General features: G+C 74.4%; 24 protein-coding genes and 1 tRNA gene. 14 read left to right on the top strand and 11 right to left on the bottom strand.

What is annotated here, in order from left to right; genetic code table 11:
• Positions 1–72: 72 nt before the first annotated feature.
• Positions 73–906 (top strand): tryptophan 2,3-dioxygenase, encoded by an 834-nt coding sequence (locus F8568_RS08585; protein WP_151592952.1) that lies wholly within the window; start codon positions 73–75, stop codon positions 904–906.
• Positions 896–2,212 (top strand): FAD-dependent oxidoreductase, encoded by a 1,317-nt coding sequence (locus F8568_RS08580; protein ID WP_151592951.1) that lies wholly within the window; start codon positions 896–898, stop codon positions 2,210–2,212. Before F8568_RS08585 ends, F8568_RS08580 begins: the two co-directional genes overlap by 11 nt.
• Here F8568_RS08580 and F8568_RS08575 read toward each other — a convergent pair.
• Entirely contained in the window at positions 2,153–3,631 is a 1,479-nt protein-coding gene (locus tag F8568_RS08575; protein WP_328600778.1) for an MFS transporter, read from the bottom strand. The genes F8568_RS08580 and F8568_RS08575 overlap by 60 nt on opposite strands.
• Positions 3,632–3,708: 77 nt before the next feature.
• Between F8568_RS08575 and F8568_RS08570 the strand changes: the two genes are divergently transcribed.
• Positions 3,709–3,936 carry a hypothetical protein gene (locus F8568_RS08570; protein WP_151592950.1) on the top strand — a complete coding sequence of 76 codons (228 nt, stop codon included), beginning with the start codon at positions 3,709–3,711 and terminating at the stop codon, positions 3,934–3,936.
• 108 nt (positions 3,937–4,044) lie between these two features.
• On the opposite strand, the gene F8568_RS08565 is transcribed toward F8568_RS08570, so the two are convergent.
• From F8568_RS08565 to moaA, 3 genes are read right to left on the bottom strand one after another with little or no spacing between them, the layout of a single operon-like run.
• Positions 4,045–4,347, bottom strand: coding sequence for a DUF6457 domain-containing protein (locus F8568_RS08565; protein WP_236008529.1), 303 nt, complete (start codon positions 4,345–4,347; stop codon positions 4,045–4,047).
• Between the two features lie 50 nt (positions 4,348–4,397).
• Entirely contained in the window at positions 4,398–4,982 is a 585-nt protein-coding gene (gene mobA / locus F8568_RS08560) for a molybdenum cofactor guanylyltransferase (protein WP_151593076.1), read from the bottom strand.
• Positions 4,979–5,968 carry a GTP 3',8-cyclase MoaA gene (gene moaA / locus F8568_RS08555; protein ID WP_151592949.1) on the bottom strand — a complete coding sequence of 330 codons (990 nt, stop codon included), beginning with the start codon at positions 5,966–5,968 and terminating at the stop codon, positions 4,979–4,981. The genes mobA and moaA overlap by 4 nt, the downstream gene beginning before the upstream one ends.
• Positions 5,969–6,106: 138 nt before the next feature.
• Between moaA and F8568_RS50970 the strand changes: the two genes are divergently transcribed.
• Positions 6,107–6,346: a hypothetical protein gene (locus F8568_RS50970; protein WP_151592948.1), complete on the top strand. Its 240-nt coding sequence runs from the start codon at positions 6,107–6,109 to the stop codon at positions 6,344–6,346.
• 166 nt (positions 6,347–6,512) lie between these two features.
• Here the strand turns inward: F8568_RS50970 and F8568_RS08545 are convergent, their stop codons facing one another.
• From F8568_RS08545 to F8568_RS08535, 3 genes are all read right to left on the bottom strand, one after another.
• The gene (locus F8568_RS08545) at positions 6,513–7,706 is read right to left on the bottom strand and encodes an RtcB family protein (RefSeq protein WP_151592947.1); all 1,194 of its coding nucleotides are present in this window, start codon (positions 7,704–7,706) and stop codon (positions 6,513–6,515) included.
• A gap of 105 nt (positions 7,707–7,811) precedes the next feature.
• Complete coding sequence (locus F8568_RS08540) at positions 7,812–9,668, bottom strand: selenocysteine-specific translation elongation factor (RefSeq protein WP_151592946.1); 1,857 nt, start codon at positions 9,666–9,668, stop codon at positions 7,812–7,814.
• Positions 9,669–9,910: 242 nt separating this feature from the next.
• Positions 9,911–10,444: a MarR family winged helix-turn-helix transcriptional regulator gene (locus tag F8568_RS08535; protein ID WP_151592945.1), complete on the bottom strand. Its 534-nt coding sequence runs from the start codon at positions 10,442–10,444 to the stop codon at positions 9,911–9,913.
• Between the two features lie 98 nt (positions 10,445–10,542).
• On the opposite strand from F8568_RS08535, the gene F8568_RS08530 reads away from it, so the two are divergent.
• Positions 10,543–11,985, top strand: coding sequence for an MFS transporter (locus F8568_RS08530; RefSeq protein ID WP_151592944.1), 1,443 nt, complete (start codon positions 10,543–10,545; stop codon positions 11,983–11,985).
• A gap of 143 nt (positions 11,986–12,128) precedes the next feature.
• Positions 12,129–14,015, top strand: coding sequence for a propionyl-CoA synthetase (locus tag F8568_RS08525; RefSeq protein WP_151592943.1), 1,887 nt, complete (start codon positions 12,129–12,131; stop codon positions 14,013–14,015).
• 48 nt (positions 14,016–14,063) lie between these two features.
• Here the strand turns inward: F8568_RS08525 and F8568_RS08520 are convergent, their stop codons facing one another.
• Both F8568_RS08520 and selD read right to left on the bottom strand, forming a co-directional pair.
• Entirely contained in the window at positions 14,064–14,333 is a 270-nt protein-coding gene (locus F8568_RS08520; protein WP_151592942.1) for a GlsB/YeaQ/YmgE family stress response membrane protein, read from the bottom strand.
• 48 nt (positions 14,334–14,381) lie between these two features.
• Positions 14,382–15,374 carry a selenide, water dikinase SelD gene (selD, locus tag F8568_RS08515; protein ID WP_160573546.1) on the bottom strand — a complete coding sequence of 331 codons (993 nt, stop codon included), beginning with the start codon at positions 15,372–15,374 and terminating at the stop codon, positions 14,382–14,384.
• Positions 15,375–15,550: 176 nt separating this feature from the next.
• Here selD and F8568_RS08510 point away from each other — a divergent pair, with 176 nt between their 5' ends.
• On the top strand, positions 15,551–17,395 hold the full coding sequence (locus F8568_RS08510) for an AMP-dependent synthetase/ligase (RefSeq protein ID WP_151592940.1): 1,845 nt from the start codon (positions 15,551–15,553) through the stop codon (positions 17,393–17,395).
• Positions 17,396–17,432: 37 nt separating this feature from the next.
• A tRNA-Sec gene (locus F8568_RS08505) sits at positions 17,433–17,525 on the top strand.
• Between the two features lie 61 nt (positions 17,526–17,586).
• On the opposite strand, the gene F8568_RS08500 is transcribed toward F8568_RS08505, so the two are convergent.
• Positions 17,587–18,492 carry a sulfotransferase family protein gene (locus F8568_RS08500; RefSeq protein ID WP_151592939.1) on the bottom strand — a complete coding sequence of 302 codons (906 nt, stop codon included), beginning with the start codon at positions 18,490–18,492 and terminating at the stop codon, positions 17,587–17,589.
• A gap of 200 nt (positions 18,493–18,692) precedes the next feature.
• Between F8568_RS08500 and F8568_RS08495 the strand changes: the two genes are divergently transcribed.
• The 6 genes from F8568_RS08495 (at position 18,693) to F8568_RS08470 (ending at position 25,413) form a co-directional block, all read left to right on the top strand.
• The gene (locus tag F8568_RS08495) at positions 18,693–18,884 is read left to right on the top strand and encodes a DUF3099 domain-containing protein (protein ID WP_151592938.1); all 192 of its coding nucleotides are present in this window, start codon (positions 18,693–18,695) and stop codon (positions 18,882–18,884) included.
• A gap of 97 nt (positions 18,885–18,981) precedes the next feature.
• Positions 18,982–19,794 carry a formate dehydrogenase accessory sulfurtransferase FdhD gene (fdhD, locus tag F8568_RS08490; RefSeq protein WP_151592937.1) on the top strand — a complete coding sequence of 271 codons (813 nt, stop codon included), beginning with the start codon at positions 18,982–18,984 and terminating at the stop codon, positions 19,792–19,794.
• A 200-nt stretch (positions 19,795–19,994) separates the two neighbouring features.
• A complete protein-coding gene (locus F8568_RS08485) occupies positions 19,995–20,930 on the top strand; it encodes a metal-dependent hydrolase (RefSeq protein WP_151592936.1) in 936 nt (311 codons plus the stop codon).
• Positions 20,931–21,093: 163 nt separating this feature from the next.
• Positions 21,094–21,936 (top strand): M24 family metallopeptidase, encoded by an 843-nt coding sequence (locus F8568_RS08480; protein WP_328600776.1) that lies wholly within the window; start codon positions 21,094–21,096, stop codon positions 21,934–21,936.
• Entirely contained in the window at positions 21,933–23,726 is a 1,794-nt protein-coding gene (locus tag F8568_RS08475) for an SDR family oxidoreductase (protein ID WP_151592935.1), read from the top strand. The genes F8568_RS08480 and F8568_RS08475 overlap by 4 nt, the downstream gene beginning before the upstream one ends.
• A gap of 64 nt (positions 23,727–23,790) precedes the next feature.
• Complete coding sequence (locus F8568_RS08470) at positions 23,791–25,413, top strand: phytoene desaturase family protein (protein WP_151592934.1); 1,623 nt, start codon at positions 23,791–23,793, stop codon at positions 25,411–25,413.
• A gap of 142 nt (positions 25,414–25,555) precedes the next feature.
• Here the strand turns inward: F8568_RS08470 and F8568_RS08465 are convergent, their stop codons facing one another.
• The gene (locus tag F8568_RS08465) at positions 25,556–26,734 is read right to left on the bottom strand and encodes an ABC transporter ATP-binding protein (RefSeq protein ID WP_151592933.1); all 1,179 of its coding nucleotides are present in this window, start codon (positions 26,732–26,734) and stop codon (positions 25,556–25,558) included.
• Between the last annotated feature and the right edge of the window lie 3 nt (positions 26,735–26,737).

The following is a 26,737-nucleotide window of genomic DNA, read 5'->3' as shown; positions in this document are numbered from 1 at the left end:
ACCCACCGGCCGAATGGGCAGAACGATCCAATATGCTGCGGACCACATCCGTTGTGTCGCAAGGAGGCGGTGATGGCGGATTCGCCGACGATGACGTACGGCGGGTACCTGCGGCTGGACCGGCTCCTGGACTGCCAGGAGCCCGAGACCGACGCGCACGACGAGCTGCTCTTCGTGATCATCCATCAGGTCTACGAGCTGTGGTTCAAGCAGATCCTGCACGAGGCCGCGCTGCTGCAGCGCCGCCTGGAGGAGGGCCGCAGCGCGGGCGCGCTGCACACCGCGCGCCGGATCGCCAAGATCCTCAAGACGGTGGTCGGGCAGCTGGACGTGCTGGAGACGATGACGCCCCGGCAGTTCGCGGGGTTCCGGCACGCGCTCGGCACCTCCAGCGGGTTCCAGAGCGACCAGTTCCGCGAGATCGAGGCGGTGCTCGGCCGGCGCGAGTTCCCGGCGTCGGTGCTGCGCGGCGACGAGCGGCTGCGCGCCGCGGTCGCGCGGCCGTCGATGTTCGACTCGCTGCTGCGCTACCTCGCCGTGCAGGGCCACCCCGTCCCGCGCGAGGCGCTCGAACGCGACACCTCGCGGGCGTGGGAGCCCGACGCCGGCGTCCAGAAGGTGCTGCTGGCGGTCTACGCCGACGAGAACGGGCCCGCCGCCGAGGTGTGCGAGGCGCTCGTCGACGTTGACGAGGGCGTCCAGGAGTGGCGGTACCGGCACCTGAAGATGGTCGAGCGGACCATCGGCGCCAAGCTCGGCACCGGCGGCTCCGCCGGCGCCGACTACCTGCGCTCCACGCTGTTCGCGCCCGCGTTCCCCGACCTGTGGGAGGTCCGCTCGCAGACCGAGCAGCCCACCACCGGGGAGCAGCCCACGACCGGGGAGGAGCCCGCCCATGGCGGCTGAACGGCGGAACGAGCGGGTCGCGATCGTCGGCGCCGGACTCGCGGGCAGCCTGCTCGCGGTCCTGCTCGGCCGCCGCGGCATCGAGGTGACCGTGTACGAGCGGCGCCCCGACCCGCGGATCGCGGGCGCCGAGCGGGGCCGCTCGATCAACCTGGCGATCTCCGCGCGCGGGCTCGCCGCCCTGGAGCAGGTGGGTTTGCGGGACCAGGCGCTCAAGCAGGCGCTGCCGATGCACGGCCGGATGGTGCACCCGCTCGGCAAGGAGCAGAACTTCCAGCCCTACAGCGCCGATGGCGAGCGCGCCATCAACTCCATCAGCCGGGCTCAGCTCAACGAGTCGCTGCTCGACACGGCCGAGGCGACGCCCGGCGTGACGCTCCGCTTCTCCCAGCGCGTCACCGGCGTGGACGTCCAGGCCGGGGCGCTGCTACTGGAAGACGGCGGCACCGAGCCCGCCGGCGTGGTCCTCGCCGGGGACGGCGCGTACAGCGCCGTGCGCCGCTCCCTCGGGCTGAACGAGGACGCCGACTTCCTGGAGCACGGGTACAAGGAGCTGACCGTCCCTCCGCGCGACGGCGACTTCGCGCTCGACCCCGACGCGCTGCACATCTGGCCGCGCGGCACCTCGATGATGATCGCGCTGCCGAACCTGGACCGCTCGTTCACCTGCACGCTGTTCTGGCCGAAGTCCGACCTCGCGGCGCTGGACGCGCCCGAGAAGGTCACCGCGTACTTCGCCGAGCACTACCCGGACGTCGCGGACCTGATCCCCGACCTGGTCGGCGACTACGCGCGCAACCCGGTCGGGTCGCTGGTGACCGTCCGGTGCCGGCCGTGGACGCGGCGGGGCGACGGCGCGATCGTCGCGCTGCTCGGCGACGCCGCGCACGCGATCGTCCCGTTCTTCGGGCAGGGCGCCAACTGCGCGTTCGAGGACTGCATCGAGATCGACCGGTGCCTGACCGAGACCGGCGGCGACTGGGCGCGCGCGCTGGCGCTCTACGAGGAGCGCCGCAAGCCCAACACCGACGCGATCGCCGAGATGGCGCTGGACAACTTCATCGAGATGCGCGACCGCGTGTCGTCGCCGGTGTACCGGGCGAAGCAGGCGGCGGCGCACGCGCTGGAGCGGCGGCTCGCGGGCCGGTACGTCTCGCGGTACGAGCTGGTGTCGTTCTCGACGATGCCGTACGCGCGGATCCCGGCGCGGATCCGGCGGCAGAACCTGGCGCTCGCGGGCGCGGCGTCAGCAGCCCTCGCGGGCCTGGCCGTGCTCCTGCGCCTCGCGCTGCGCCAGCGCCGCTGACCGGGCGCGGCGGCCGGCGGCCAGGTCGGCGAGGGCCGCCGCCAGCGCCAGCACGACGAGCGCCAAGACGACGACGAGGCCGCGGCGGAACGCCCCGGGCCAGTCGCCGTGCGTGCTCGCGAGCGCGGAGAAGAACACCGACCCGGTCGCCGCGATCCCCATCGCGGTACCGACCCGCTGCCCCGTCTGCAGCACGCCGGCGGCGCTGCCGCCCTGCGCGAAGTCGACCTGCGACAGCGTGATCGTCTGGTTCGGGGCGATGACGAGGCCGCTGCCGCAGCCCGCGAACAGCAGCGGCAGCGCGGTCGCGACCCCGACGCCGCGTCCCGGCTCCAGCTCGACCGCGAGCCACGCGGCGGCCAGCCCCACTGTGACCACCACGAGCCCGGCGGCGACGAGCGGGCGCCCGTACCGGGCGACGATGCGCCCGCCGACCGCCGCCGCCACGCCCGACCCGACCGCGAACGGCGTGATGGCGAGGCCCGCTTCCAGCGCGCTGTAGCCCAGGCCGTTCTGCAGGTACAGGGTGAAGATGAAGAAGATCGCGGTGAAGCCGGCGAAGTACAGCAGCGCGATCGCCGTCCCCAGCGCGTACGAGCGGAGCCGGAACAGCCCGAGGTCCACCATCGGCGCGCGCGCCCGCCGCTCCCACCAGGCGAACGCGGCGATCAGCAGCGCGCCCGCGAGGAGCAGCAGCCATTTGCGGTTCCCGTGCCACTGCTGCTCCTGGACGAGCGGGAGCAGCACGCACACCACGCCGGCGCCGAGCAGCAGCACACCGGGCGGGTCGAGGCCCTGCTTCTCCCCGCGCGCCGGCGGCGGCAGCAGCCGCCATGCCAGGAACAGCGCCGCCACGCCGACCGGGATGTTGACGTAGAACACCCAGCGCCAGCCCTGCGCGGGACCGGCGAGCGCGATGATGCCGCCGCCCAGCAGCGGCCCGGCGGCCGTCGCGATCCCGATGACCGCGCCGAGCGCGCCGAACGCGCGGCCCCGCTCGCCGCCCCGGAACAGCTGCTGGATCAGGCCGGCCACCTGCGGGTTGAGGATGCCTCCCGCGACGCCCTGGACGAGCCGGGCCAGCACCAGCCACGTCATGGCCGGCGCGATGCCGGCCGCCGCGCTGGCCGCGGTGAACAGCGCCAGCCCCGTCATGAACACCGCCCGGCGGCTGCGCGCGTCGCCGAGCCGCCCCGCCGGCACGAGCACCAGCCCGAAGGTCAGCGCGTAGCCGGACAGGATCCACTGCAGCTCCGCCTCGGAGGCGTGCATCCCCTGCTTGATCGACGGCAGCGCGACGTTGACGATGCTGACGTCCAGCAGCGTCATGAACGCGGCGACGAGGCAGACCGACAGCGCGCGCCAGGGGCGCTGCACCCGGCCCTCCTGGTCGGCGCCCGCCGTGGCCTCCGTCCGCACGAGCGATCTCCTTTCCGGAGATCATCCGGCCAAACCCGGCGCGCGGGGCACCCCGGCCGCTGTGCCAGAGTTGGCCGGTGACCGAATCCGCACCGGGCCCCGGCCCCGACGAACCGCAATGCTCCGCCAAGGGCTGCCGCGCCGCGGCGGTGTGGGCGCTGCGCTGGAACAACCCGAAGATCCACACCCCGGACCGGCGGAAGATCTGGCTCGCCTGCGACGAGCACCGCGAGAGCCTGTCGGCGTTCCTCGCCCGCCGCGACTTCCTCAAGGACGTGGTCCCCGTCGAGGACCGCGACGCCTGACCGGCGCCTGGAGCGGAGCGCCAGCGAAGCGGAAGGCGCCGGTCAGGCTGCTCTTGCCGGGGGGGTGTGGGGGTCGCCCCCCACCCAGATGCATCTTCGGTTTGGGCGTCAGGCCTCGTCGAGGATGCGTTCGCCGGCCTGCTCGGGCACGTCGCGCTGCGCCGCCGGCTCCGCGGCGGGCTCGGCGCCCCAGGCCTCGGCCATCTCGGTGAGCCGGGCGGCGGCGTCCCGGGCGGGCGCGCCGCGGCCGACCGCGAGGCCCAGCAGGTAGGCGGTGAGCGGGGCGCCCGGGCGCGCCACTCCGTGCGCGACGTCGCGGGCCAGGTCGAGCACCAGGTCGCGGTCGATGTCGCCGCGTTCCAGGCCCAGCTCGTCGCAGACCGCGCTCATCCAGTCCTCCAGTACCGACATGGCCGTCCCCCTTCAACGCATCGACGTACGCGATGCCCACTCTCGCACCGTCAAAGCGCGTCCGGCCGGGCGAGGCCGTCGGCGCGGGCGAGGTCCTCAGGGGTGTCGCAGTCGTACCACGGGGGCCGGTCCCCGGCGGGGAGCGCGACCTTCGCCGGGTCCAGCGGGCCGAGGACGCCGCGCAGGGACGCGCCGTTGTACGCGGCGAGCGCGTCCCGCAGCCGGGCGGTGCGCCAGCACCCGGCGAGCCACTGCGCGCGGCCGTCGCCGTCCACCAGCACGGCCCCGGCGCGCTCGCGGGCCGCGTCCAGCAGCGCGGCGACGTGGACGGGACGCAGGAACGGCAGGTCGGCGGCCAGCAGCGCGAGCCAGGGCGCGCGCACCTCGGCCAGCCCGGCGCGCAGCGCGGGCACCGGCCCGGCGCCCGGCGGATCCTCGCGGACCCGGACGGCCCCCGGCGGCACATCGCGCGGGGGGCCGACGACGATCGTCCGGGACGCGCCGGACGCGGCGGCGGCGACCCATTCGATCAGGGCGCGGCCGCCGACCGGCGCGGCGGGCTTGTCGACGCCGCCGAGCCGCCGGGCGCGGCCGCCCGCGAGCAGCACCGCGTCGAACGCGGGCACGCGGGTCAGCCGCCGATCGCGGACATCGGCCGGGCGGGCTGCAGGAACGCCGGGTCGTCGATGCCGTGCCCGGCCCGCTTGGCCCACACCGCCTTGCGCCACCGGTCGGCGATCTCCTCGTCCGTCGCGCCGCCGCGCATCGCGTCGCGCAGGTTGGACTCCTCGGTCGCGAACAGGCAGTTGCGGACCTGGCCGTCGGCGGTCAGCCTGACCCGGTCGCAGGCGCCGCAGAAGGGCCGGGTCACCGACGCGATCACGCCGACCGCCTCCGGGCCGCCGCCGACCGCGAAGGTCTCGGCGGGGGCGCTGCCGCGGTCGTGCGCGGCGTCCGGGGCCAGGTCGAACTCCGCCGACAGCCGGTCCAGGATCTCGTCCGCGGTGACCATGCCGTCGCGGGTCCAGCCGTGCTGGGCGTCCAGCGGCATCTGCTCGATGAACCGCAGCCGGTAGCCGCGCTCAAGGCAGAACCGCAGCAGCGCGGGCGCCTCGTGGTCGTTGACGCCCCGCATCAGCACCGCGTTGATCTTGACGGGGGCGAGCCCGGCGGCGCGCGCCGCCTCCAGCCCGGCGAGGACGTCGGCGAGCCGGTCGCGGTGCGCGAGCCGCCTGAAGGTCGCCGGGTCGAGGGTGTCCAACGAGACGTTCACCCGGTCCAGCCCGGCGGCGGCGAGCGGCGCGGCCAGCCGCGCCAGCCCGATCCCGTTGGTGGTCAGCGAGATCTCCGGACGCGGCTCCAGCTCCGCGGTGCGCCGCACGATGCCGGACAGCCCGCGCCGCAGCAGCGGCTCCCCGCCGGTGTAGCGGACCTCGGTGACGCCCAGCTCGCCGACCGCGAGGCCGACGAGCCTGACCACCTCGTCGTCGGTGAGCAGCTCCGGCTTGGGCAGCCAGTCCAGGCCCTCGGGCGGCATGCAGTACGAGCACCGCAGGTTGCACCGGTCGGTGAGCGAGACCCGCAGGTCCGTAGCGGTACGACCGAAGGTGTCGGCCAGCACGGGCGCCCCTTCCTGCCGGGCGGACGGCGCGCTGGGCGGGCCGTCCGGGTTGCGGTCGTTCGACCCAGCCTATTGCGGCGATCGCGATCCGTCGCATCGCGGGCTGCGGGCACGGCCGGTTCGGACGAGGAGGTACGGGTGACGGCGGCACGGGAGTGGGAGTTCGCGGGCACGCGGGGCGCGATCACCGCGCGGATCTGGGCGGACGGCGAGCCCCGCTACATCGCGGTCCTGGCGCACGGGTACGTCGAGGCGATCCGGGGCGGCGACCTGGCGCAGCGGATCTACCCCGGCGCGCGTCATGAGGTGTTCAACGAGACCAACCGCGACGAGGTGCTCGGTGACGTCACCGCGTTCGTCGACCGCGTCCTCGGCTGACCGGCGGCGGGGGGGGGGGGGGGGCGGCGGGGGGCGGCATCGCCACCCCGCCCCCCCCCCGCAGGCCCGCGCCCGGCGCCCCGGCCTCCCGGGGGCCGCGCGGGGGGCGGGGGGGGGGGGGGGCCGCCGCCCGCCGCGCCGCCGCCGCGCTCGGCTCTTCACGCCCTCAGCCCTTGACGCACACGAGCTGCCGCAGGTGCGCGACCACCTCGACGAGGTCGGACTGCGACTCCATCACCGTCTCCAGGTCCTTGTAGGCGCCGGGGATCTCGTCGATGACGCCGCTGTCCTTGCGGCACTCGACGCCCCTGGTCTGCTCGACCAGGTCCTCGACGGTGAAGTTCTTGCGCGCCTTGTTCCGGGACATCTTCCGGCCCGCGCCGTGCGAGGCGGAGTTGAACGCGGTCTCGTTGCCGAGGCCGCGCACGATGTAGGTGCCGGTCGCCATCGAGCCCGGGATGATGCCGAGGTCGCCGGCGCCCGCGCGGATCGCGCCCTTGCGGGTGACGAGCAGCTCCTCGCCGCCGTACTCCTCCTCCGCCACGTAGTTGTGGTGGCAGGAGATGACCTGGTTCCAGCGGCAGCGCTTCTCGCCGAACCGCTTGGTGACGACGTTCTGCGCGAGCGCCATCATGACCGCGCGGTTGCGGCGCGCGTACTCCTGCGCCCAGAACAGGTCGTGCCGGTAGGCGTCCATCTTCGCGGTGCCGCTGAGGAACACGGCGAGGTCGGTGTCCGGAAGGTCCTGGTTGTGGGGGAGCTTGCGGGCGGCCTCGATGTGGTGCTCGGCGAGCACGTTGCCGATGTTGCGGGATCCGGAGTGCAGGACGAGCCAGATCGCGCCCTCGTCGTCCGCGCACAGCTCCAGGAAGTGGTTGCCGCCGCCGAGCGTGCCCATCTGGGAGCGCGCGCGGCCGAGTCCTGAGCGGACCGCCGGATGCAGGTCCTCGAACTCCTTCCAGAAGTCGTACCAGCCGCGCTCCTTCAGGTTCGGGAGCGCGGACGGGTCGACGGCGTGCTTGTGCGAGCCGCGCCCGACCGGGATCGCCTTCTCCAGCCCGTGCCGGACGCCCGACAGGTCGTCCGGCATGTCCTCGACGGTGAGCGTGGACTTCGCGGCGGTCATCCCGCAGCCGATGTCGACGCCGACCGCGGCCGGCGACACCGCGTTCTTCATCGCGATGACCGAGCCGACCGTCGCGCCCTTGCCGTAGTGGACGTCCGGCATGACCGCGAGCCCCTCCACCCAGGGCAGGGCGGAGACGTTGCGGAGCTGGTCGAGCGCCTGGTCCTCGACGGTGCCGGGGTCGGTCCACATCCGGATGGGAACGCGGCCGCCCTTCAGGGTCTGGTACGGCATGCCTTCTCCTTCTCGACGGGATCCGAACCGTGATCTATGACGCCAGAGCCGCCCATCGCGGTTCAACCGGTTTTCCCGCCGCGACCGGGTTCATCCCGGCCGGCGTCAGCGCCGCCGCTCGGTGAGGCCGAGGCCGTCGAGGTGCTCCAGCAGCGCGACGGCGACGCGGCGGCTCGTGGACAGCGCGTCGCCCGCCTGCCGCGGCGTGAACGGCTGCGGCAGCGCGGACAGGATCCGCAGCGCCTCGCGGTCGGCGCCGGGCAGCAGGACGACGCCGTCGCGCAGCCGCAGCACCGCGCCCGCGCGTTCGGCGGCGGCGAGTGCGCCGCCGGTCAGGCCGAGCTCGGCGAGGCGCTCCTCGGCAGGCGCCTCGAACGGGGCCTCCGCGAGGTCGGCGCGGAGCCGCTCCACGGCCGCGGCCAGCCCCGGCGGCAGCGCCGACCGCTCCCCTTCCGGCCCGTCCGCGGCCGTCCCTCGCGCCGCGGCATCGGGCGCCGGGCCTTCGGCCGCCGGCGCGGCATCATCCGGACCGGCGGTCCCGGACGACCTCGCAGGCCGAGCCGAGATCGCCGAAGCGTGGGCCGTCGGCGCGGGATCGGGCTGCGAGGCGGCGGGCGGGGCGTGGACGCGGCCGGCGTCCAGGCGCAGCGGCGGGCGGACGAGGGCGGCGACGAGGTGCCGGGCGGGCAGCCCGAGCCGCAGCCGCGCGGTCTCCAGCGGGACGCCGGGCGCGTGCGGGGTCGCGGCGGCGTGCCGCGCCGCCTCCTCGGCGAGGCGCGCGTGGAGCGCCTCCCAGTGGGCCGGGTCGGCGAGCCATCCGCCGTCGAGGGCGACGGCGCCGTCCGGCGGCGCGCAGCCCATCAGGTCCAGCTCGGAGGCGCGCAGCACGCCGTGCCGGCGCAGCACCAGCGCGCCGTCCGGCCGGTCGGGCCAGGTCGCCAGCTCGCGGGCGCGGGCCGCGCCCGCGTCGCGCCGCACGAGGGTCGGCGGGCGGACGTCCAGGACGCTGACGCCGGCGATGGCGCGCCGCTCGGGGTCGCGCAGCAGCGCGGTGTCGCCGATGTGCAGGGCGAGCCGGGCGTTCAGGGTGAGGCGGGCGGTGTCGGGGCCGAGCGGGCGCAGCCGGACCGGGACGGCGGCGGCGCCGATGTGCAGGGTCATCCGCCGCGCCAGCCGCCCGGACGCCTCGCCGAACCGGGTGCGCACGTCCACGCAGGTGGTGAGGGACCAGCGGCCGGGGGTGACCAGGGCCATGCCGGCGTCGACCCGGCCGGCGTCGCGCAGCGTGAGGACGACGCGGGAGACGCCGGTGACGCTCTCGCGGGGCCCGCCGGTGCTGCCGATGGTCCGCACGCGGACGCGGCGGCCCGCGGGCATGAGGAGCAGCTCGTCGCCGACCGTGATGGTCCCGGCGGCGAGGGTGCCGGTGACGACGCTCTGCCGTCCGGCGGTGAAGGCGTGCTCGAGCCAGAGGCGCACTGGCGCGGCGGGGTCGGGCACGGGCAGCCGGCCGGCGAGCCGGTCCAGCGCGGCGGCCAGCTCGGCCAGGCCGGCGCCGGTCTCGGTGCTGACGGCGACGGCCTCGGCGCCGCGCAGCGCGGTCCCGGCGAGCCGGTCGCGGGCCTGGCGGAGCGCGAGCTTGGGGTCGGCGACGTCGGAGCGGGTCACGGCGAGCACGCCGGCGCGGACGCCGAGCGCGGCGAGCGCGTCCAGGTGCTCCTGCGACTGCGGCATCCAGCCCTCGTCGGCGGCGACGGCGAACAGCACGGCGGGGACGGCGCCCGCGCCCGCGAGCATGGCGGGGACGGACCGCTCGTCGCCGGGGACGTCCACGAACGCCAGCCGGCGGCCGGAGGGCAGCTCGGTCCAGGCGCCGGGCTCCTCGGGCTCCATGCCGGTGAGGGCGCGCACCAGGGCGGACTTGCCGTGTCCGTGGTGGCCTGCGGTCGCGAAGACCTGCATCAGCGCCCGTCCCGGGTCGCGGCGCGCGGGGCCGCGGGGAAGGGCGCAGGCCCGGCGAGCGCTGCGCGCGCGCCGGCGGGGACTGCATAACGGGGGTTTTGCAGACGTAGGTCCACGGAAGGCAACCCTAAGGACGCCGAGCCCGGGAGCAAAACCGGATCGGACCCACACCGCGAGATCACAAACTTCACTAATTTCGCGTAAACCTCAAGCGGCAATGAATCGTCACGCCTGGGGCACGGCTACCCGGCGGTACGGGACTCGCAGCGCGCGAGGTGCTCGGAATGGGCGAGAAAGTCGTCGACCATCCGGTGCACCAGTCCGGCGAGCTGCTCCCGCTCGTCGGGCGACCACGCCGCCAGCGCGTCGGCCATCCACTGCCGCCAGGCGGCGCGGACCCGCTCGAACGCCTCCAGCCCCGCGTCCGTGATCCGCACGCGCTGCGCGCGGCCGTCGTCGGGGTCGGGGACGCGCTCGACGTAGCCGGCCCGCTCGAGCCGCTGCACCTGGCGGGTGACGTGCGGCGCCTCCACCGCCAGCAGGACGGCGAGCTCCCCCGGCCGCAGCGGGCCGGACGCGTCGGCGAGGGCGCGCAGCAGCGGCACGGCGGCCCGGTCGACCGGGACGCCGGCCTCGGCCACCGTCCGGTCGTGCTGCTTGGCTCGGGTCAGCATGTGCGCGACGCGGCTGATCGCGCGCTCGATCTCCACGATGTCGGGCGGCGCCGCTGCTGCGCCGGTCTTCGGGTGGGCGGCGGACCGCGGCGGGGTGGACATGTGATCCACCGTACAATGCGTTTACTTAACTTAAGTAAGTAGGGTGTCCCTGCACGCCCGCGCTCCCACCGACCTTGACCGTCCCCCCAGGAGGCTTCATGACCGGCGCCCAGACGGCGGCCGCCGCCACGACCGGGCGGCGGCCCGCCGCTCCCCCGCGCACCGGCCCCACCCTGTTCGCGCTGGCGATCGCCGGCATGGTGGTGTCCGTCCAGCAGACCCTCGTCATCCCGCTGCTGCCCGAGCTGATGGGCCGCTTCCACGTCTCGGTGACCGCCGTGACCTGGGTGTTCACCGCCTCCCTGCTGGCCGGCGCCGTCGCCACGCCGCTGCTGTCGCGGTTCGGCGACATGTACGGCAAGAAGCGGATGATCCTGCTCGTGCTGGCGCTGCTGCTGCTCGGCTCGGTGATCTGCGCCGTGTCCGGCTCGCTCGGCGTGCTCATCGCCGGGCGGACCCTGCAGGGCGTGTCGTCCGCCATGATCCCGCTGGCCATCGGGATGATCCGGGACACCTTCCCGCGCGAGCGGATCACTACCGCGATCGGCATCGTCAGCGCCACCATGGGCGTCGGCGGCAGCGCCGGCATGATCGTGACCGGGCTGATCGCCGACCACACCAGCAGCCACCACCCGGTGTTCTGGATCACCGTGGCGCTCGCCGCGGCGGGCCTCGTGCTGGTCGCGGTCACCGCGCACGACACCGGTGCGCGCGCCGGCGGGCGGCCCGACCTCGCCGGCGCGCTCGTGCTGGCCGGCTGGCTGGTCTGCCTGCTGCTGGCGATCAGCGAGGGCAACGACTGGGGCTGGTCGTCCGGCGGGGTGATCGGCCTGTTCGCCGCCGCCGCGGTGCTGTGCGCGCTGTGGATCGTGATCGAGCGGCGGGTGCGCGAGCCGCTGGTGCGGCTGAACCTGCTGGTCGGGCCGAAGTCGCTGTCGGCGAACCTGTCCTCGACGCTGCTCGGCTTCTCGATGTTCGCCGCGTTCACCCTGATCTCCGGCTTCGTCCAGTCCCCGTCCGGCAAGGTCGGGTACGGGCTGGACGGCTCGGTGCTGGACGTCGGCCTCTACATGCTGCCCAGCACTTTCACGATGCTCTTCGCGTCCGCGATGTCCGGCGCCATCGCGCGGCGCATCGGCCCGGCCTACACGCTCGCGCTCGGCTCGGTCTTCGCCGGGCTCAGCTACACCTGGCTGGCCCTGTCGAACTCGCACGGCTACGACATGCTGGCGTTCAGCGCGATCCAGGGCATCGGCTTCGGCGTCGCCTACGCGGCGCTCGGCACGCTCGCCGTCCAGCACGTCCCGATGGACCAGAGCGGCATCGCCAGCGGCATCAACTCCCTCGTCCGCACCACCGGCGGCAGCGTGGCGGGCGCCGTGACCGCCTCGATCCTCGCCGGGAAGGTGATCGCCGGGACCGAGGTGCCGGCGCTCGGCGCCTACGAGCTGTGCTTCTGGATCGTCGCGGCCGGGGCCGTCCTCGCGGCCGCCGTCGCCGTCGTGCACGGCGTCCGGCACCCGCACGAGCGGCCCGCCTGACCGGGGACGGCGCGGCGGCGGTGACCCTCCGCGACCGGGAGGTGGCGGCGCGGGGCCTTGACGAAAGGCACCCGCGCCGTGCCCTATAGGGATGCGCCCCGAAACGCGGATCGGGGCGGGCCGACCGCCACCGGGAGGACGAAATGGGCGCCTACGCGGCCGCGTACGAACGCAGCATCGCCGATCCGACCCGGTTCTGGGGGCTGGCGGCGCGGGACGTGCGCTGGCTCGTCCCGCCCGACCGCGTGCTGGACGACGGCGCCCCGCCGTTCTACCGCTGGTTCACCGGCGGCGAGCTGAACACCTGTGACAACGCCCTGGACCGGCATGTCGACGAGGGCCGCGGCGACCAGCCGGCGCTGATCTACGACAGCCCGGTCACCGGGACGGTCCGCGGCTACACCTTCCGGGAGCTGACCGACCTGGTCGCGCGGTTCGCCGGGGCGCTGCGCGCGCAGGGCGTCGACCGCGGCGACCGGGTCGTCATCTACCTGCCGATGATCCCCGAGGCCGTGATCGCGATGCTGGCGTGCGCGCGGCTCGGCGCGGTGCACTCGGTGGTGTTCGGCGGGTTCGCGGCGCGGGAGCTGGCCGTCCGCATCGACGACGCGCGCCCGAAGGCGGTCGTGTCGGCGTCCTGCGGGATCGAGGGCGGCCGGGTGGTGCCCTACAAGCCGCTGCTCGACCAGGCGCTGGAGCTGGCGAAGCACAAGGTGGAGCGGTGCGTGATCCGGCAGCGCGAGCAGCTGCACGCCGACCTCGCCCGGCCGCGGGACGTGGAGTGGGACGAGGCCGTCGAGGCCGCCCGCCCGGCCGAGTGCGTGCCGGTCGCCGCCACCGACCCGCTGTACATCCTCTACACCTCCGGGACGACCGGACGGCCGAAGGGCGTCGTCCGCGACAACGGCGGCCACGCGGTGGCGCTGCGCTGGTCGATGGAGAACGTCTTCGGCGTGGGGCCGGGCGATGTGTTCTGGGCCGCGTCCGACGTCGGATGGGTCGTCGGGCACTCCTACATCGTGTACGCGCCGCTGCTCACCGGCTGCACGACCGTCCTGTACGAGGGCAAGCCGGTCGGGACGCCGGACGCGGGCGCGTTCTGGCGGGTCGCCGCGCAGCACCGCGTCAAGGCGCTGTTCACGGCGCCGACGGCGATCCGCGCCGTCAAGAAGGAGGACCCGGACGGCGCGCTGCTCGCCGGGCACGACCTGTCGGCGCTCGACACGCTGTTCCTCGCCGGGGAGCGGCTCGACCCCGACACCTACCACTGGGCGTCGCGGGTGCTGGACCGGCCGGTCATCGACCACTGGTGGCAGACCGAGACGGGCTGGCCGATCGTGGCGAACCTGCGCGGGCTGGAGCCGATGCCCGTCAAGCCCGGGTCGCCGTCGGTGCCGGTGCCCGGCTACGACGTGCGGGTCCTCGGCCCGGACGGCGCGCCCGTCCCGCCGGGGACCGACGGCGACATCGCGATCCGGCTGCCGCTGCCGCCCGGCACGCTGCCGACGCTGTGGCAGGACGACGAGCGGTTCGTGGAGTCGTACCTGACCCGCCATCCGGGCCACTACCTGACCGGCGACGGCGGGCACCTGGACGAGGACGGCTACGTGTGGGTGATGGGCCGCACCGACGACGTCATCAACGTCGCCGGGCACCGGCTGTCGACCGGGACGATGGAGGAGGTCATCGCCGCGCACCCGGCGGTGGCCGAGTGCGCGGTCATCGGCGTCGAGGACGCGCTGAAGGGCCAGGTCCCGCGCGGTCTCGTGGTACTGAAGAGCGGCGCCGGGGCCGATCCGGACGAGCTCGCCGCGGAGCTGGTGCGGATGGTGCGCGAGCAGGTCGGCCCGGTCGCGGCGCTGAAGCGGGTCGAGGTCGTCGCGGCGCTGCCGAAGACGCGGTCCGGCAAGATCCTGCGGGGCGTGATGCGGGGCATCGCCGACGGCAAGGACGTGGCGGTCCCGTCCACGATCGAGGACGCGGCCGTGCTGGACGAGCTGCGGCCCGTCCTGCGCCCGCCCGCCCGCTGACCCGCCCGCCGCCCGCGCCCGCTCCCGCTCCCGGTCGGGCCGTCCCGCTCAGCGGCGGGTCCGCGGCGGCCACAGCGCCGCGACCAGGCACACCCCCAGGGCGGCGACGCCGACCTGGAAGAGCGTCGCCCAGACGGTCCAGCCGGACGCGCCGAACCCGACCATCGCGCACAGGCCCGTCCCGGCGAAGGCGGCCACCACGCCGACGGCCACGGTCAGCCAGCCCGGCATGCTCCGCCGGCCCGGCACGACCAGCCGGCCGAGCGCCCCGACGACCGCGCCGAGGACGACGGCGGAGACGATCCCCCCGATGCTCACACCGCCACCCCTACCCTCCCCCGCCTCCCGATCCCGTGCGGGGCGGGACTAGCGGACGACGAGGTGGCGCCGGCCGAGCGGCGCCAGCTCGCCGATCACCGGGGCGCCGGGGATCTCGCCGGCCACCAGCAGCCCGCCGGAGGTCTGCGCGTCGGCGAGGAGCAGCCGCTCCTCCTCGGCGATCCGGCGGAACTCGGTGTGCGGGGAGACCCACGCGAGGTTGCGGCGGGTGCCGCCCGGCACGAAGCCGTCGCGCACGGCCGCGCGCGCGCCGTCCAGGTACGGGACGGCGGCGGCGTCCACGACGGCGGTGACGCCGCTCGCGCGGGCCAGCTTGTACAGGTGCCCGAGCAGCCCGAAGCCGGACACGTCGGTCGCGCAGGCAGCGCCGCGCTCCAGCGCGGCCACCGCCGCCGCCGCGTTCAGCGTCGTCATCGTCTCGACGGCCTCGGGGAACACCTCGCCGGTCGCCTTGTGGCGGGCGTTGAGGACGCCGAGGCCGAGCGGCTTGGACAGCGACAGCGGGACGCCCGCCCGGCCGGCGTCCAGCCGCAGCAGCCGGCCGGGGTCGGCGACGCCGGTCACCGCGAGGCCGTACTTGGGCTCGGGGTCGTCGATACTGTGCCCGCCCGCGATCGGGCAGCCGGCGAGGTCCGCCACGTCCCGGCCGCCGCGCAGCACCTCGCGGGCCAGTTCGGCGGGCAGCGCGTCGCTGGGCCAGCCGAGCAGGTTCAGCGCCATGAGCGGTTCGCCGCCGACGGCGTACACGTCCGACAGGGCGTCGGCGGCGGCGATGCGCCCCCAGTCGTAGGCGTCGTCGACGACGGGGGTGAAGAAGTCGGCGGTGGACACCACCGCGCGGCCGCCCGCGACGCGCAGCACGGCCGCGTCGTCGCCGTCCGCGCCGCCGACCACCAGGGCGTCGCCGCCGCCGGTGAGGCCGGTCACGATGCGCTCCAGCTCGCCGGGCGGGATCTTGCACGCGCCGCCGCCGCCGTGGGCGTACTGGGTGAGGCGGGCTGCTCGGGCGAGACGGTTCACCAGGAAATTTAACGCACAACTACCACAAATGATCAACAAACGGACAGTACGGGTCCGGTCACCCAGGGGTCGCCCTCACCCCCGAGCAGCGCGAAATTCCCGAAGGGCTTGTCCGAACGACGTTCGGCATGATGCGATCCTGTTCTGCAAGTCATCACTTACTCAAGGGGCGACACATGGGGATCGAGGAGCAGCGCGACGAGCTGGACCGGGCCGTCGAGGGACGGACGATCTGCACCGCCCTCGCCGCCACCGCCGCCGAGCACGGGGACCGGCCGGCCTACTCCGACCGGGTCGGCGGCCGGTGGCGGACGCTGACCTGGGCCGAGACGCGGACCCGGGCGCTGGAGACCGCCGCCGGGTTCGCCGCCCTCGGCCTCGAGCCGGGGGACGTCGTCGCGCTGATGATGCCCAACCGGTCCGAGCACGTGCTCGCCGACCTCGGCGCCGTGCACGCCGGCGGAGTGCCGACGACCGTCTACGCGACCCTCGCACCCGACCAGGTCGCCTACGTCGCCGGCCACTGCGCGGCGAAGTACGCGGTGCTGGACGGCGCCGACCAGCTCGCCCGCTGGCAGCCCGTCCTCGACCGGCTCCCGCACCTGCGCAAGATCATCGTGGTGGACGCCGCCGCCTGCCCGTCCGCCGACGACCGCTACCTGAGCTGGGACACCTTCACCGCGCTCGGCCGCGGGGAGCTGGCCGCCGACCCGGCCGCGATCGACCGCCGCCATCGGGCCGTCCAGCCCGGGGACACCGCCACCTTGCTCTACACCTCCGGCACCACCGGCGACCCCAAGGGCGTCCTCATCACCCACTCGATGGTGCTGCACGAGGCCGAGATGGTGCGGCGCAGCTCGGTGCTGCCCGACCACCCGTCCGGCGTCTCCTACCTGCCGTTCGCGCACATCGCCGACCGCGTCCTCAGCTACTACCTGCCCGTCCGGCTCGCCGCGCACGTCCACTTCTGCCCGGACCCCGCGCAGCTGACGACGGTGCTGGCCGAGGTGCGGCCGCACTCGTTCTTCGGCGTCCCGCGCGTCTGGGAGAAGATCATGGCGGGCATCCAGGCGGTGCTGTCGGCCGAGCGGGACCCGGCGAAGAAGGCCGCCGTCGCCGCCGCCCTGGACGCGGGCCGCGCCTATGTGGCGGCCCAGGAGTTCGGGAACACCCTCACCCCCGAGGTGACCGCCGCGTTCGAGGCCGCCGACGCCGCCGTCCTCACCCCGATGCGCGGGCTGCTCGGCCTGGACCGCGTCCGGCAGGCGTCCAGCGCCGCCGCGCCGCTGCCGGTCGAGGTCGCCCGGTTCTTCGCCGGCCTCGGCCTGAAGATCTTCGACGCCTACGGGATGACCGAGACCACCGGCGCCGTCACCGCCAACCTCGCCGACTCCTTCAAGCTCGGCACCGTCGGCCGCCCGTTCGACGGCGTCGAGCTGACGCTCGCCGAGGACGGCGAGATCCTGGTGCGCGGCGCGACCTGCACCCCCGGCTACCTCAACCGGCCGGAGGCCACCGCCGACCTCATCGACGCCGGCGGCTGGGTGCACACCGGGGACGTCGGCCGCCTCGACGAGGACGGCTTCCTCACCGTCGTCGACCGCAAGAAGGAGCTGATCATCACCGCCGGCGGCGAGAACATCGCCCCGTCGATGATCGAGAACCACCTCAAGGAGCACCCGCTGGTCGGCCAGGCGCTCGCGTTCGGCGACCGCCGCCCCTACGTCGTCGCGCTCATCACGCTGGACGGCGAGGTCGCGCCGGTCTGGGCCGCCGCGCACGGGATCGAGACCACCGACCTCGCCGCGCTCGCCGAGCACCCGCTCGTCCTGGAGGAGGTCGCGAGGGCCGTCGAGGACGCCAACGCGCGCCTCGCCCGCGTCCAGCAGGTGAAGAAGTGGCGGCTGCTGCCCGCCGAGTGGACGGCCGAGAGCGAGGAGCTGACCCCCACCCTCAAGCTGCGGCGCCGGGTCGTGCACGGCAAGTACGCCGAGGCCCTCGACGCCCTCTACGCCGGGTGATCGGCCTCCGCGCCGGGTGATCGACTAGGATCGCGGCGGAGGCGCGCGAGCGCCTGGTGGCCTCCGCGGTCTTCAAAACCGTTGGTCCCGAGGATCTCGGGACGGCGGGTTCGATTCCCGTGCGCCTCCGCGAGCACGCCCCGGGCCGCCGGCCGGGCCGACGCGCCGACGCGCCGGCGGCCCGCCGAGCGTCACGCCCGGCCCAGGTAGCCCCAGGCCCCCGCGACGTCCCGGAGCTCGTGCGGCACGTCGCCCGCGCCGGGCAGCGGCCGGGCCGGGCGGACCGTCCCCGACCTGAGGTTCTCGCTCCAGTCGCCGAAGTACGGGCGGAAGGGCCCGTGGTCGTGCCGGCCGTAGTCGAGCATGGCGCGCTCCCACTCCACGTCCAGGAAGGAGCAGACCTCCCTGGTCACCCGGTCCGGCTCGGCCGTCAGCTCCTCGTACCGGACGGTGAGCCCGGGGAGCTCGTGCCGGGCCGCCTCGATGCCCTCCGCGTAGCGGAGGACCTCCGGGACGACCTCCTCGCGCACGGAGTTCGCCCGCCGCGCCAGCACCGACTGGACGATCGCGGCGGGGTGGCGGAGCAGGAAGATGTAGCGCGCCCGCGGCCACGCCGCGGCCAGGCGCCGCCACACCAGGGCGTTGGACGGCGTCTTGTCGACGATCTGCGACTTGCCGCTGCGCTCCAGCTCGAACCGGAGCACGTTGTCCCAGAGCATGTACTCCAGCTCGCGGACGTCCAGGCCCAGCTCGGCCATGACGTCGAGGGTGAAGTCGCGGCCGAGCTTCACCCGCAGGTGGCGCAGGTGCAGCTCGTGCGGCGCCCGGATCTGCGAATGGCTGTTCAGCAGCACCCGTAGGAGGGTGGACCCGGAACGCTGCGGGCAGAGGAGGAAGACCGGCGACTCCACGAGCCGCGGCACCTTGGAAGGGGCGATCTCCCCGCCATTGTCGCCGGCGTTGCCGGCGCCCGGGCCGGCGGGCGGACGGGCCGCGGACTGCGCGCGCACGGGCGGGCGCAATGCCGCCGCCAGCAGATTCCCCCTTCGCTTGAGTCCGGCCTTGACCTGGTTCTTCTTGTTCGGATTCGTGCTCATGAGGTGGTCGCGAAGTACATTTCTGTGCGAGAACGATCACGGTTTCGCAGGCGAATGTAGACCGTTCTTTTCGCGAAACGGGCGCCTCGCCGGGGATCCTTAGACAACTCTCAGCCCGCTCTCATCTGATCGCCCGATTCGCGGGACCGCCGTGACGGTCCGTGTCCGCGGCGCCCCGTCCGGCGACGTAGCGTGGGGGCATGAGACGGCGGAAGCTCGTTTACGGGATCATGATGGGGACGTGCCTCACCTTCATCGTCCTCGCCTGGACGGTCGTCCGGCTGTACTCGACGCCCGCCGCGATCGCGATGTCGGTGTTCGCGATGATCATCCCGCCGTTCGCGACGGTGGTGGCCAACTGGAACATCGACCGCGGCGACGGGGGCGAGTGAGGCCGGGCGCGCCGTCCCGTCCGGCGAAGGACGCAGAAGGGGACGGATCCGTCCGCACTCGTTCGTTAGGCGGGGGCAACGGGGGTACCGTTCGGGCATGGGTCGGATCACCGTGCGCAAGCCCGTCCTGCGGCTCGGCGCCGGCGGGACGGCGGGACGGCGGCCCGACACCCTCGCCGTGGAGGAGCCCCTCGAGATCCGGGTGGCGGGCAAGCCGCTGACGATCACGATGCGCACCCCCGGCCACGACTTCGACCTCGTCGCGGGGTTCCTGGCGGCCGAGGGGATCATCCGCGGCGCGGCCGACCTCACCGCCATGCGGTACTGCGCGGACACCCAGGAGCAGAACACCCTCGACGTCGCGCTTGCCCCCGGAGTGGCGCCGCCCGACGACGCGATGACCCGCGCGTTCACCACCACCAGCGCGTGCGGGGTGTGCGGGAAGTCGAGCATCGAGGCGCTGCGGACCGACCGCCCGTACGAGGTGTCCGCCGACCCCGTCCGGCTCACGCCGGGCGTGCTGGCCGCGCTGCCGGACCGGCTGCGCGCCGCGCAGCGGGTCTTCGACCGGACGGGCGGGCTGCACGCCGCCGGGCTGTTCGACGCCGAGGGCGGGCTGCTGGCGGTGCGCGAGGACGTCGGGCGGCACAACGCCGTCGACAAGGTCGTGGGCTGGGCCCTGCGCCGGGGCCTGCTGCCGCTGGCCGGCAAGGTCCTCATGGTCAGCGGGCGAGCGTCGTTCGAGCTGACCCAGAAGGCGATGACCGCGGGGATCCCCGTGCTCGCGGCGGTGTCGGCGCCGTCGTCGCTGGCGGTGGACCTGGCCGAGGACGCCGGGATGACGCTGGTCGGCTTCCTGCGCGGGGACACCATGAACGTCTACGCGGGCGCCGAGCGGATCCTCCTCTGACCCCGCCCCCGCCCCTGCCCTTGACTTGGCCCGGTGACCGGGCCGTTTGTCATCTCGAGCCGAAAACCAAACGGTAACTTGTTGGCCCGCCCTCAAGACACCGGCCCGGTCACAGGAGTTGACTGCTCCCCCAACGCAATGACGCGCGCGTGCACCCACGCCGCGTCCCGCCCCGGGCGCGCGAAGCGGAGGACTACGGTATGACGAGGCCCCTCACCGGCGGCGGAGCGGCGTCCGGCATCGACGAGCGCCACCCCCCGATCAAGCCGCGGCGGGTGTCCTTCGACTGGTCGTCCACTCCCCTGCACTGGGTGCCCGGCGACCCGCTCGCCACCCACATCATCAACTCCTTCCACATCGTCCTCCCCGAGGGCGAGAAGTGGTTCATCCAGTGCGTCAAGGACGCCCGCCCGCACATCAAGGACGAGCGGCTGCTGGAGGAGATCAAGGGGTTCATCGGCCAGGAGATGGTGCACGCCCGCTCGCACCAGGGCGTGCTCGACCAGATCCTGGAGACCAACGGGATCGACGTCTCCAAGATCACCGACGCGGCGGCCAAGGGCAACGCGGACCGGCCCGCGCAGATGGCGGCGCTGAAGGAGCGCAACCCGCGGGCCTGGCGGCGCCGGCTGCGCTTCGAACTGGCGGCGGTCGCCTCGATCGAGCACTACACCGCCGTGCTCGGCCAGTGGATCATGGACAACGACCGGCTGGAGAAGGCCGGGGTCGACCCGACGATGCTGGACCTGCTGCGCTGGCACGGCGCCGAGGAGGTCGAGCACCGGTCGGTGGTGTTCGACGTCTACAAGGCGATGGGCGGGCGCTACCCGACCCGCGCGGCCGCCTGGGTGGTGTCGCTGTTCTTCCTGTACTGGGCGCTGATCGGCGGCTCGCTGTACCTGATGAAGCAGGACCCGACGGTGACGAAGCGGGTCACGCCGCTGCGGGTCGTCCGCGCGTACCGCCGGTCCGTCCGGCGGGGGCACGTGCCCGGCATCTTCAAGCTGCTGCTCGGTGAGGCGCCGGTCTACCTCAGGCCGAACCACCACCCGTCCAAGGTCTGCTCGACGCCGCGCGCGCTGGAGTACCTGAAGCAGTCCCCCGCCGCGCAGGCCGCGGGCTACGACCCGTACTAGACCGGGTCCGCCGACCCGCCCGGACACCGCGACCGGAGGCTCCGCGGAGACCTCCCCTGAGGGCCCGAACCGCCGCGCCGTACGAGCCCTCGCGCGTGCCGGGTGGCGAGCGTCACGCGCGCCCCCCTTGACCGGGGTTCGGAACGGGCGGTTAATTAACATCGTGTCCAATAATGTGACGCTCGCCCGCACCCACGACGAGGCGGAACTCGAGCGATTCCGCGACGTCCAGCGCCTGTGCTACCAGTGCGCCGAGGAGGTCGCCGCCACCCTCGAACCGGGCGTGACCGAGCGCGAGGCGTGCCGCCGGATGCGCCGCCTGCTGCGCGGGCGCGGTGTCGACGACTGGCTGCACACCCCCTTCGCCTGGTTCGGCGACCGGTCGGCCTTCCGGGGCTTCAAGCTCCCCACCCAGTTCCTCCCCAGCGCGGCGCGGCTCGAGGAGGGCATGCCCTACATCCTGGACGTGGCGCCCGTCCGCGACGGTTACGCCGCCGACATCGGCTACGGCGGCGTCCTCGGCGAGAACCGGATCTGGGAACGGCTCGACACCGACCTCGCCGGATACCGGACGCTCATCCTGCGCCTCGTCCGCGAGCGCCGCACGTTCGCCGACATCTACGCCGAGGTCGACGCGCTGATCGAGCGGCAGGGCTACCGGAACCGGCACGCCGAGTATCCCGGACGGGTCATCGGCCACCAGGTCGGGATCATCGGCGGCGTCCTCCCCAAGCGCGTCGGATTCCCGTTCGGTGTACGGTTCCTCCAGACGATCGGCCGCGAACTGGTCAAGGAGCGCCTCGAGGGCCGCTCCCCGCTCTGGAACGGGGCCGCGCAGTCCCAGCACCCCCCGACGCCCGGGCTGTGGGCGGTGGAGCCGCACATCGGCTTCCGCGGCGTCGGCGTGAAGTTCGAGGAGATCCTCGTGGTCACCGAGGACGACGCGTACTGGCTCGACGACGACCTGCCCCACGTGCACCGGTGGGCGCGACGGGAGGCGCGATGACGCAGACCATCACCACGGGCGCCGCCGCCCCCGCGGCACCCGTGCGGCGCCGCCGGGTCCGCGGCGACGGCGTCGACCTCGCCGTCTACGAGCAGGGCGACCCGTCCCGGCCGACCGTCCTGCTCATGCACGGCTACCCCGACACCCACGCGGTGTGGGACGAGGTCGCCGCGCGGCTCGCGGCCCGCTACCACGTCGTCCGCTACGACGTGCGCGGAGCGGGCGCCTCGTCCCGCCCGTTCGGGCGCAAGCGCTACACCTTCGACTACCTGATGTCGGACATGCGGGCGGTGCTGGACGCCACCGCCCCCGAGCGCAAGGTGCACCTCGTCGGGCACGACTGGGGCTCGATCCAGTCGTGGGAGGCGGCCTGCACGATGCCGGAGCGGTTCGCCTCCTTCACCTCCATCTCCGGGCCCTGCCTCGACCACGTCGCGCACTGGACGCGGCGCAACCTCGCCCGCCCGACCCCGGCGAACCTCAGGCGCGCCGCCGGGCAGGGCGTCCGGTCCTGGTACATCTACTTCTTCCAGACGCCCGTGCTGCCCGAGCTGATGTGGCTCGCCGGGCTTTCCCGGCCGTTCAACCGGGCCCTGGAACTCGGCGAGGGCGTCGCGCCCCGCGAGGGCCACCCGGCGCGGACGATGCCGCGGGACGGCGCGTCCGGCGTCGGCCTGTACCGGGCGAACATGGTGCAGCGGCTGCGCCGCCCGCGCGACCGCCGCACGGACGTGCCCACGCAGGTCATCGTCCCCACCAAGGACCTGTTCGTGTCGCCGCACCTCGTCGGCGGGCTGAGCGCCCGCGTGCCGAACCTGTCGCTGCGCCCGATCGCCGCGGGCCACTGGGTGCCGCGCAGCCACCCGGACGTCATCGCCCGCTGGATCACCGAGCACATCACCGGCGTCCAGGGCGGCCCGCTCACCGCCGCCGAGTCCCGGGCGCTCAAGCGCGCCCGGGTCGGCCGGGACCGGCGCGCCTTCGACGGCTCGCTGGTCGTCGTGACCGGCGCCGGCAGCGGCATCGGCCGCGCCACCGCGCTCGCGTTCGCCGAGCGGGGCGCGGAGGTCGTCGCCGCCGACCTCGACCTCGCCACCGCGCAGCGCACCGCGGAGCTCGCCGGGCTCGTCGGCCCGGCCGGGCACCCCTACCGGGTGGACGTGTCCGACGCCGCCGCGATGGAGGACTTCGCCAAGTCCGTCCTGCACGACCACGGCGTCCCGGACGTCGTGGTGAACAACGCCGGCATCGGCATGGCCGGACCGTTCCTCGACCACACCGTGGACGACTGGGACACCGTCCTCGGCGTGAACCTGTGGGGCGTCGTGCACGGGTCGCGGCTGTTCGCCGCGCAGATGGCGGAGCGGGGGCAGGGCGGCCACATCGTCAACACGTCCTCGGCCGCCGCGTACACCCCGTCCCGGACGCTGCCCGCCTACGCCACCAGCAAGGCGGCCGTGCTGATGCTGTCGGAGTGCCTGCGCGCCGAGCTGAAGGGCAAGGGGATCGGCGTCACGGCGATCTGCCCCGGCATCGTCGACACCAACATCACCCGGACGTCCCGGTTCGTCGGGCGCGGCGCGCGGGAGCAGGCGCGCGGCCGGGAGAAGGCGGCGCGGGCGTACGCGCTGCGCGGCTTCGGGCCGGAGGGCGTCGCGAAGCAGATCGTCAACGCGGTCCGCGACGACCGGGCGGTCGTGCCGGTCACGCCGGAGGCGCGGCTGGGCTACCTGACGTCCCGGCTGTCGCCGCGCGCGATGCGGCTGCTGGCCCGCATCAACGCCGGCTAGGGCGCCCGCGCCGGGGTAGGACGCCCGCACACGCCCTAGGGTGATCACCGGGAGGCGGTGCGGGATGGCGGACGCCGTGGTCGTCGGCGCGGGGCCCAACGGGCTCGTGGCGGCCAACATGCTGGCCGACGCGGGATGGGACGTCCTAGTCCTGGAGGCGCAGCCCGAACCGGGCGGCGCGGTCCGCAGTGACCGGGGCGTCCACGCCGACTACGTCAGCGACCTGTGCAGCGCGTTCTATCCGCTGGGCGTGGCGTCTCCGGTGATGCGGGCGCTCGGCCTGGAACGGTACGGGCTGCGCTGGAAGCACGCTCCGGCCGTCCTCGCGCACCCGCTGCCAAATGGTCGCAGCGCCGTGCTGGAACGCGACCCGGACGCGACGGCCGCGAGCCTCGACGCGCTCGGCGCGGGCGACGGCGACGCCTGGCTGCGGCTGTGGAGCCTGTGGGAGGAGATGGGGGACGCGGTGCTGCGCGCCCTGTTCACCCCGTTCCCTCCGGTCCGGGCCGCGCTGCCGCTGGCGGCGTCCGTGCGCCGGGCGGGCGGGCTGCGCGTCCTGCGCTCGCTGCTGGCGCCCGTCCGGACGTTCGGCGAGCAGGAATTCGCCGGGCCCGGCGGGCCGCTGCTGCTCGCCGGGTCGGCGCTGCACACCGACATGTTCCCGGAGAGCACCGGCGGCTCGGTGTTCGCCTGGCTGCTCGCCATGATCGGGCAGCGGTACGGGTGGCCGGTGCCGGAGGGCGGCGCGGGCGAGCTGACCGCCGCGCTGGTGCGCCGGCTGGAGTCGCGCGGCGGGCGCGTCCGCTGCGACACGCCCGTCGCGTCGGTGATCGTGCGGAACGGTCGCGCCCTCGGCGTCCGCACCGCGTCGGGCGAGCCGGTGCGGGCCGTGAAGGCGGTGCTGGCGGACGTCTCCGCGCCCGCGCTCTACGGCGGGCTGGTCGGCTGGTCCGACCTGCCCGGCTCGCTGCGCGCCGACATGCGCCGCTTCACCTGGGACCACGCCACCTTCAAGGTCGACTGGGCGCTGTCCGGCCCGATCCCCTGGGCCTCGCCGGACGCGATGCGCGCCGGGACCGTCCACCTGTCCCCCGGCCTGGACGCCATGACCGGCTACAGCGGCCAGATCGCCACCGGCCGCGTCCCGTCCGAGCCGTTCGCGCTGCTCGGCCAGATGACGACCGCCGACCCGGCCCGCTCCCCCGCCGGCACCGAGTCGGTGTGGGCGTACACGCACGTCCCGCACCGGGTGAAGGGCGACGCCGGGCCCGACGGCATCACCGGCGCGTGGGACGAGCGCGAGCGGGACGCCATGGCCCGCCGCGTCGAGGGGATGATCGAGCGCTTCGCACCCGGCTTCCGCGACCGCGTCGCCGCCCGCCGGATCACCGCCCCGCCCGCGTTCGCCGACCACGACGCCAACCTGGTGAACGGCGCGCTGAACGGCGGCACCGCGATGCTGCACCAGCAGCTGGTGTTCCGGCCCGGCCCCGGGCTCGGCCGCGTCGAGACGCCCGTCGCCGGGCTCTACCTCGCGTCGGCGTCCGCGCACCCGGGCGGCGGCGTCCACGGCGGCTGCGGCGCGAACGCCGCCCGCGCCGCCCTCGCCCACGCCTCCCCCGCCGGCCGCCTCCTCACCCCCGCCCTCCGCTCCCTGACCACCCTCCTCGCCCCTGAACCACGTTGACTTGTGGCGTGTCGTGGTTATGAGGGGGCTTGAAACCACGACACGCCACAAGTCAACGAAGCGGGTCAGGGTCTTTGTGTGGGGGCGCCCCCCACACCCCCCGACGCCTTCCACTCCGCTGGCGCTCCGTTCCAGGCGCCGGTCAGGCATGCTCGGTGAGGTTCAGGCCCGTCTCCGGTTCGAACAGGTGGATCGAGGCCGGGTCGTACTCCAGGTCCAGCATGCGGCCCTCGCTGGCCTGCGACCTCGGGTCCAGGCGCGCGACGATCTGCGCGTGCCGGTGGCCCGGGGAATGGCCCTGGAACGCGTCCGCGAGGTGCTCGGAGTCGACGACCGTGCCCGGCTCCAGGTCGATGTAGGCGAACTTCTCCGCGCCGAGCGACTCCAGGATCTCCACCCGCCCGCCGAAGCGGAGCTCGCCGGCGTCCTGCTCGCGGCGGCGGTCGAGGCTCGCGTCCGCGAACGCCTCCGGCCGCACGCCCATCACCACCCGGTCCGGCGAGTGGTGCGCCGCCAGCGCCCGCCGCATCCGGTCCGACAGCGGGATCTCGCCGAGCACCGAGTGCAGCGCGCCCCCGGAGATGTCGGCGGGCAGGAAGTTCATCGACGGCGAGCCGATGAACCCCGCCACGAACAAATTGTGCGGATGGTCGTACAGCTCCTCCGGCGTGCCGACCTGCTGGACGATCCCCCGCCGCATCAGCACGATCCGGTCGCCGAGCGTCATCGCCTCGGTCTGGTCGTGGGTGACGTACACGGTGGTGGTGCCGAGCTGGTTCTGCAGCCGCGAGATCATCGTGCGCATCTGCACCCGCAGCTTGGCGTCCAGGTTGGACAGCGGCTCGTCCATCAGGAACGCCTTGGGGTTGCGGACGATGGCGCGGCCCATCGCCACCCGCTGCCGCTGCCCGCCCGACAGGTGCGCGGGCCGCCGGTCCAGGAACGGCTCGATCGCGAGGATCCGCGCCGCCTCCTCGATCTTGGCGTTGGCCTCCGCCTTGCCCATCCGGGCGAGCTTGAGCGGGAAGCCGATGTTCTCGCGCACCGTCATGTGCGGGTACAGCGCGTAGGACTGGAACACCATCGCGATGTCGCGGTCGCGGGGCGCCCGGTCGTTGACGCGCCGGCCGTCGATCAGCAGCTCGCCCTCGCTGATGTCCTCCAGCCCCGCGATCATGTTCAGGGTGGTGGACTTCCCGCAGCCGGACGGCCCGACCAGGATGATGAACTCCCGGTCGGCGATCGACAGGTCCAGGTCCTGCACCGCGGTGGTGCCGTCGGGGTAGCGCTTGGTGACCCCGGACAGAACGATCTCAGCCATCGC

It is taken from the genome of Actinomadura physcomitrii (genome assembly GCF_008923205.2).
Taxonomy (GTDB): Bacteria; Actinomycetota; Actinomycetes; order Streptosporangiales; family Streptosporangiaceae; genus Spirillospora; species Spirillospora physcomitrii.
The sequence above is the reverse complement of the archived record's forward strand: the minus strand, read 5'-3'. Positions and strand labels throughout refer to the sequence as shown.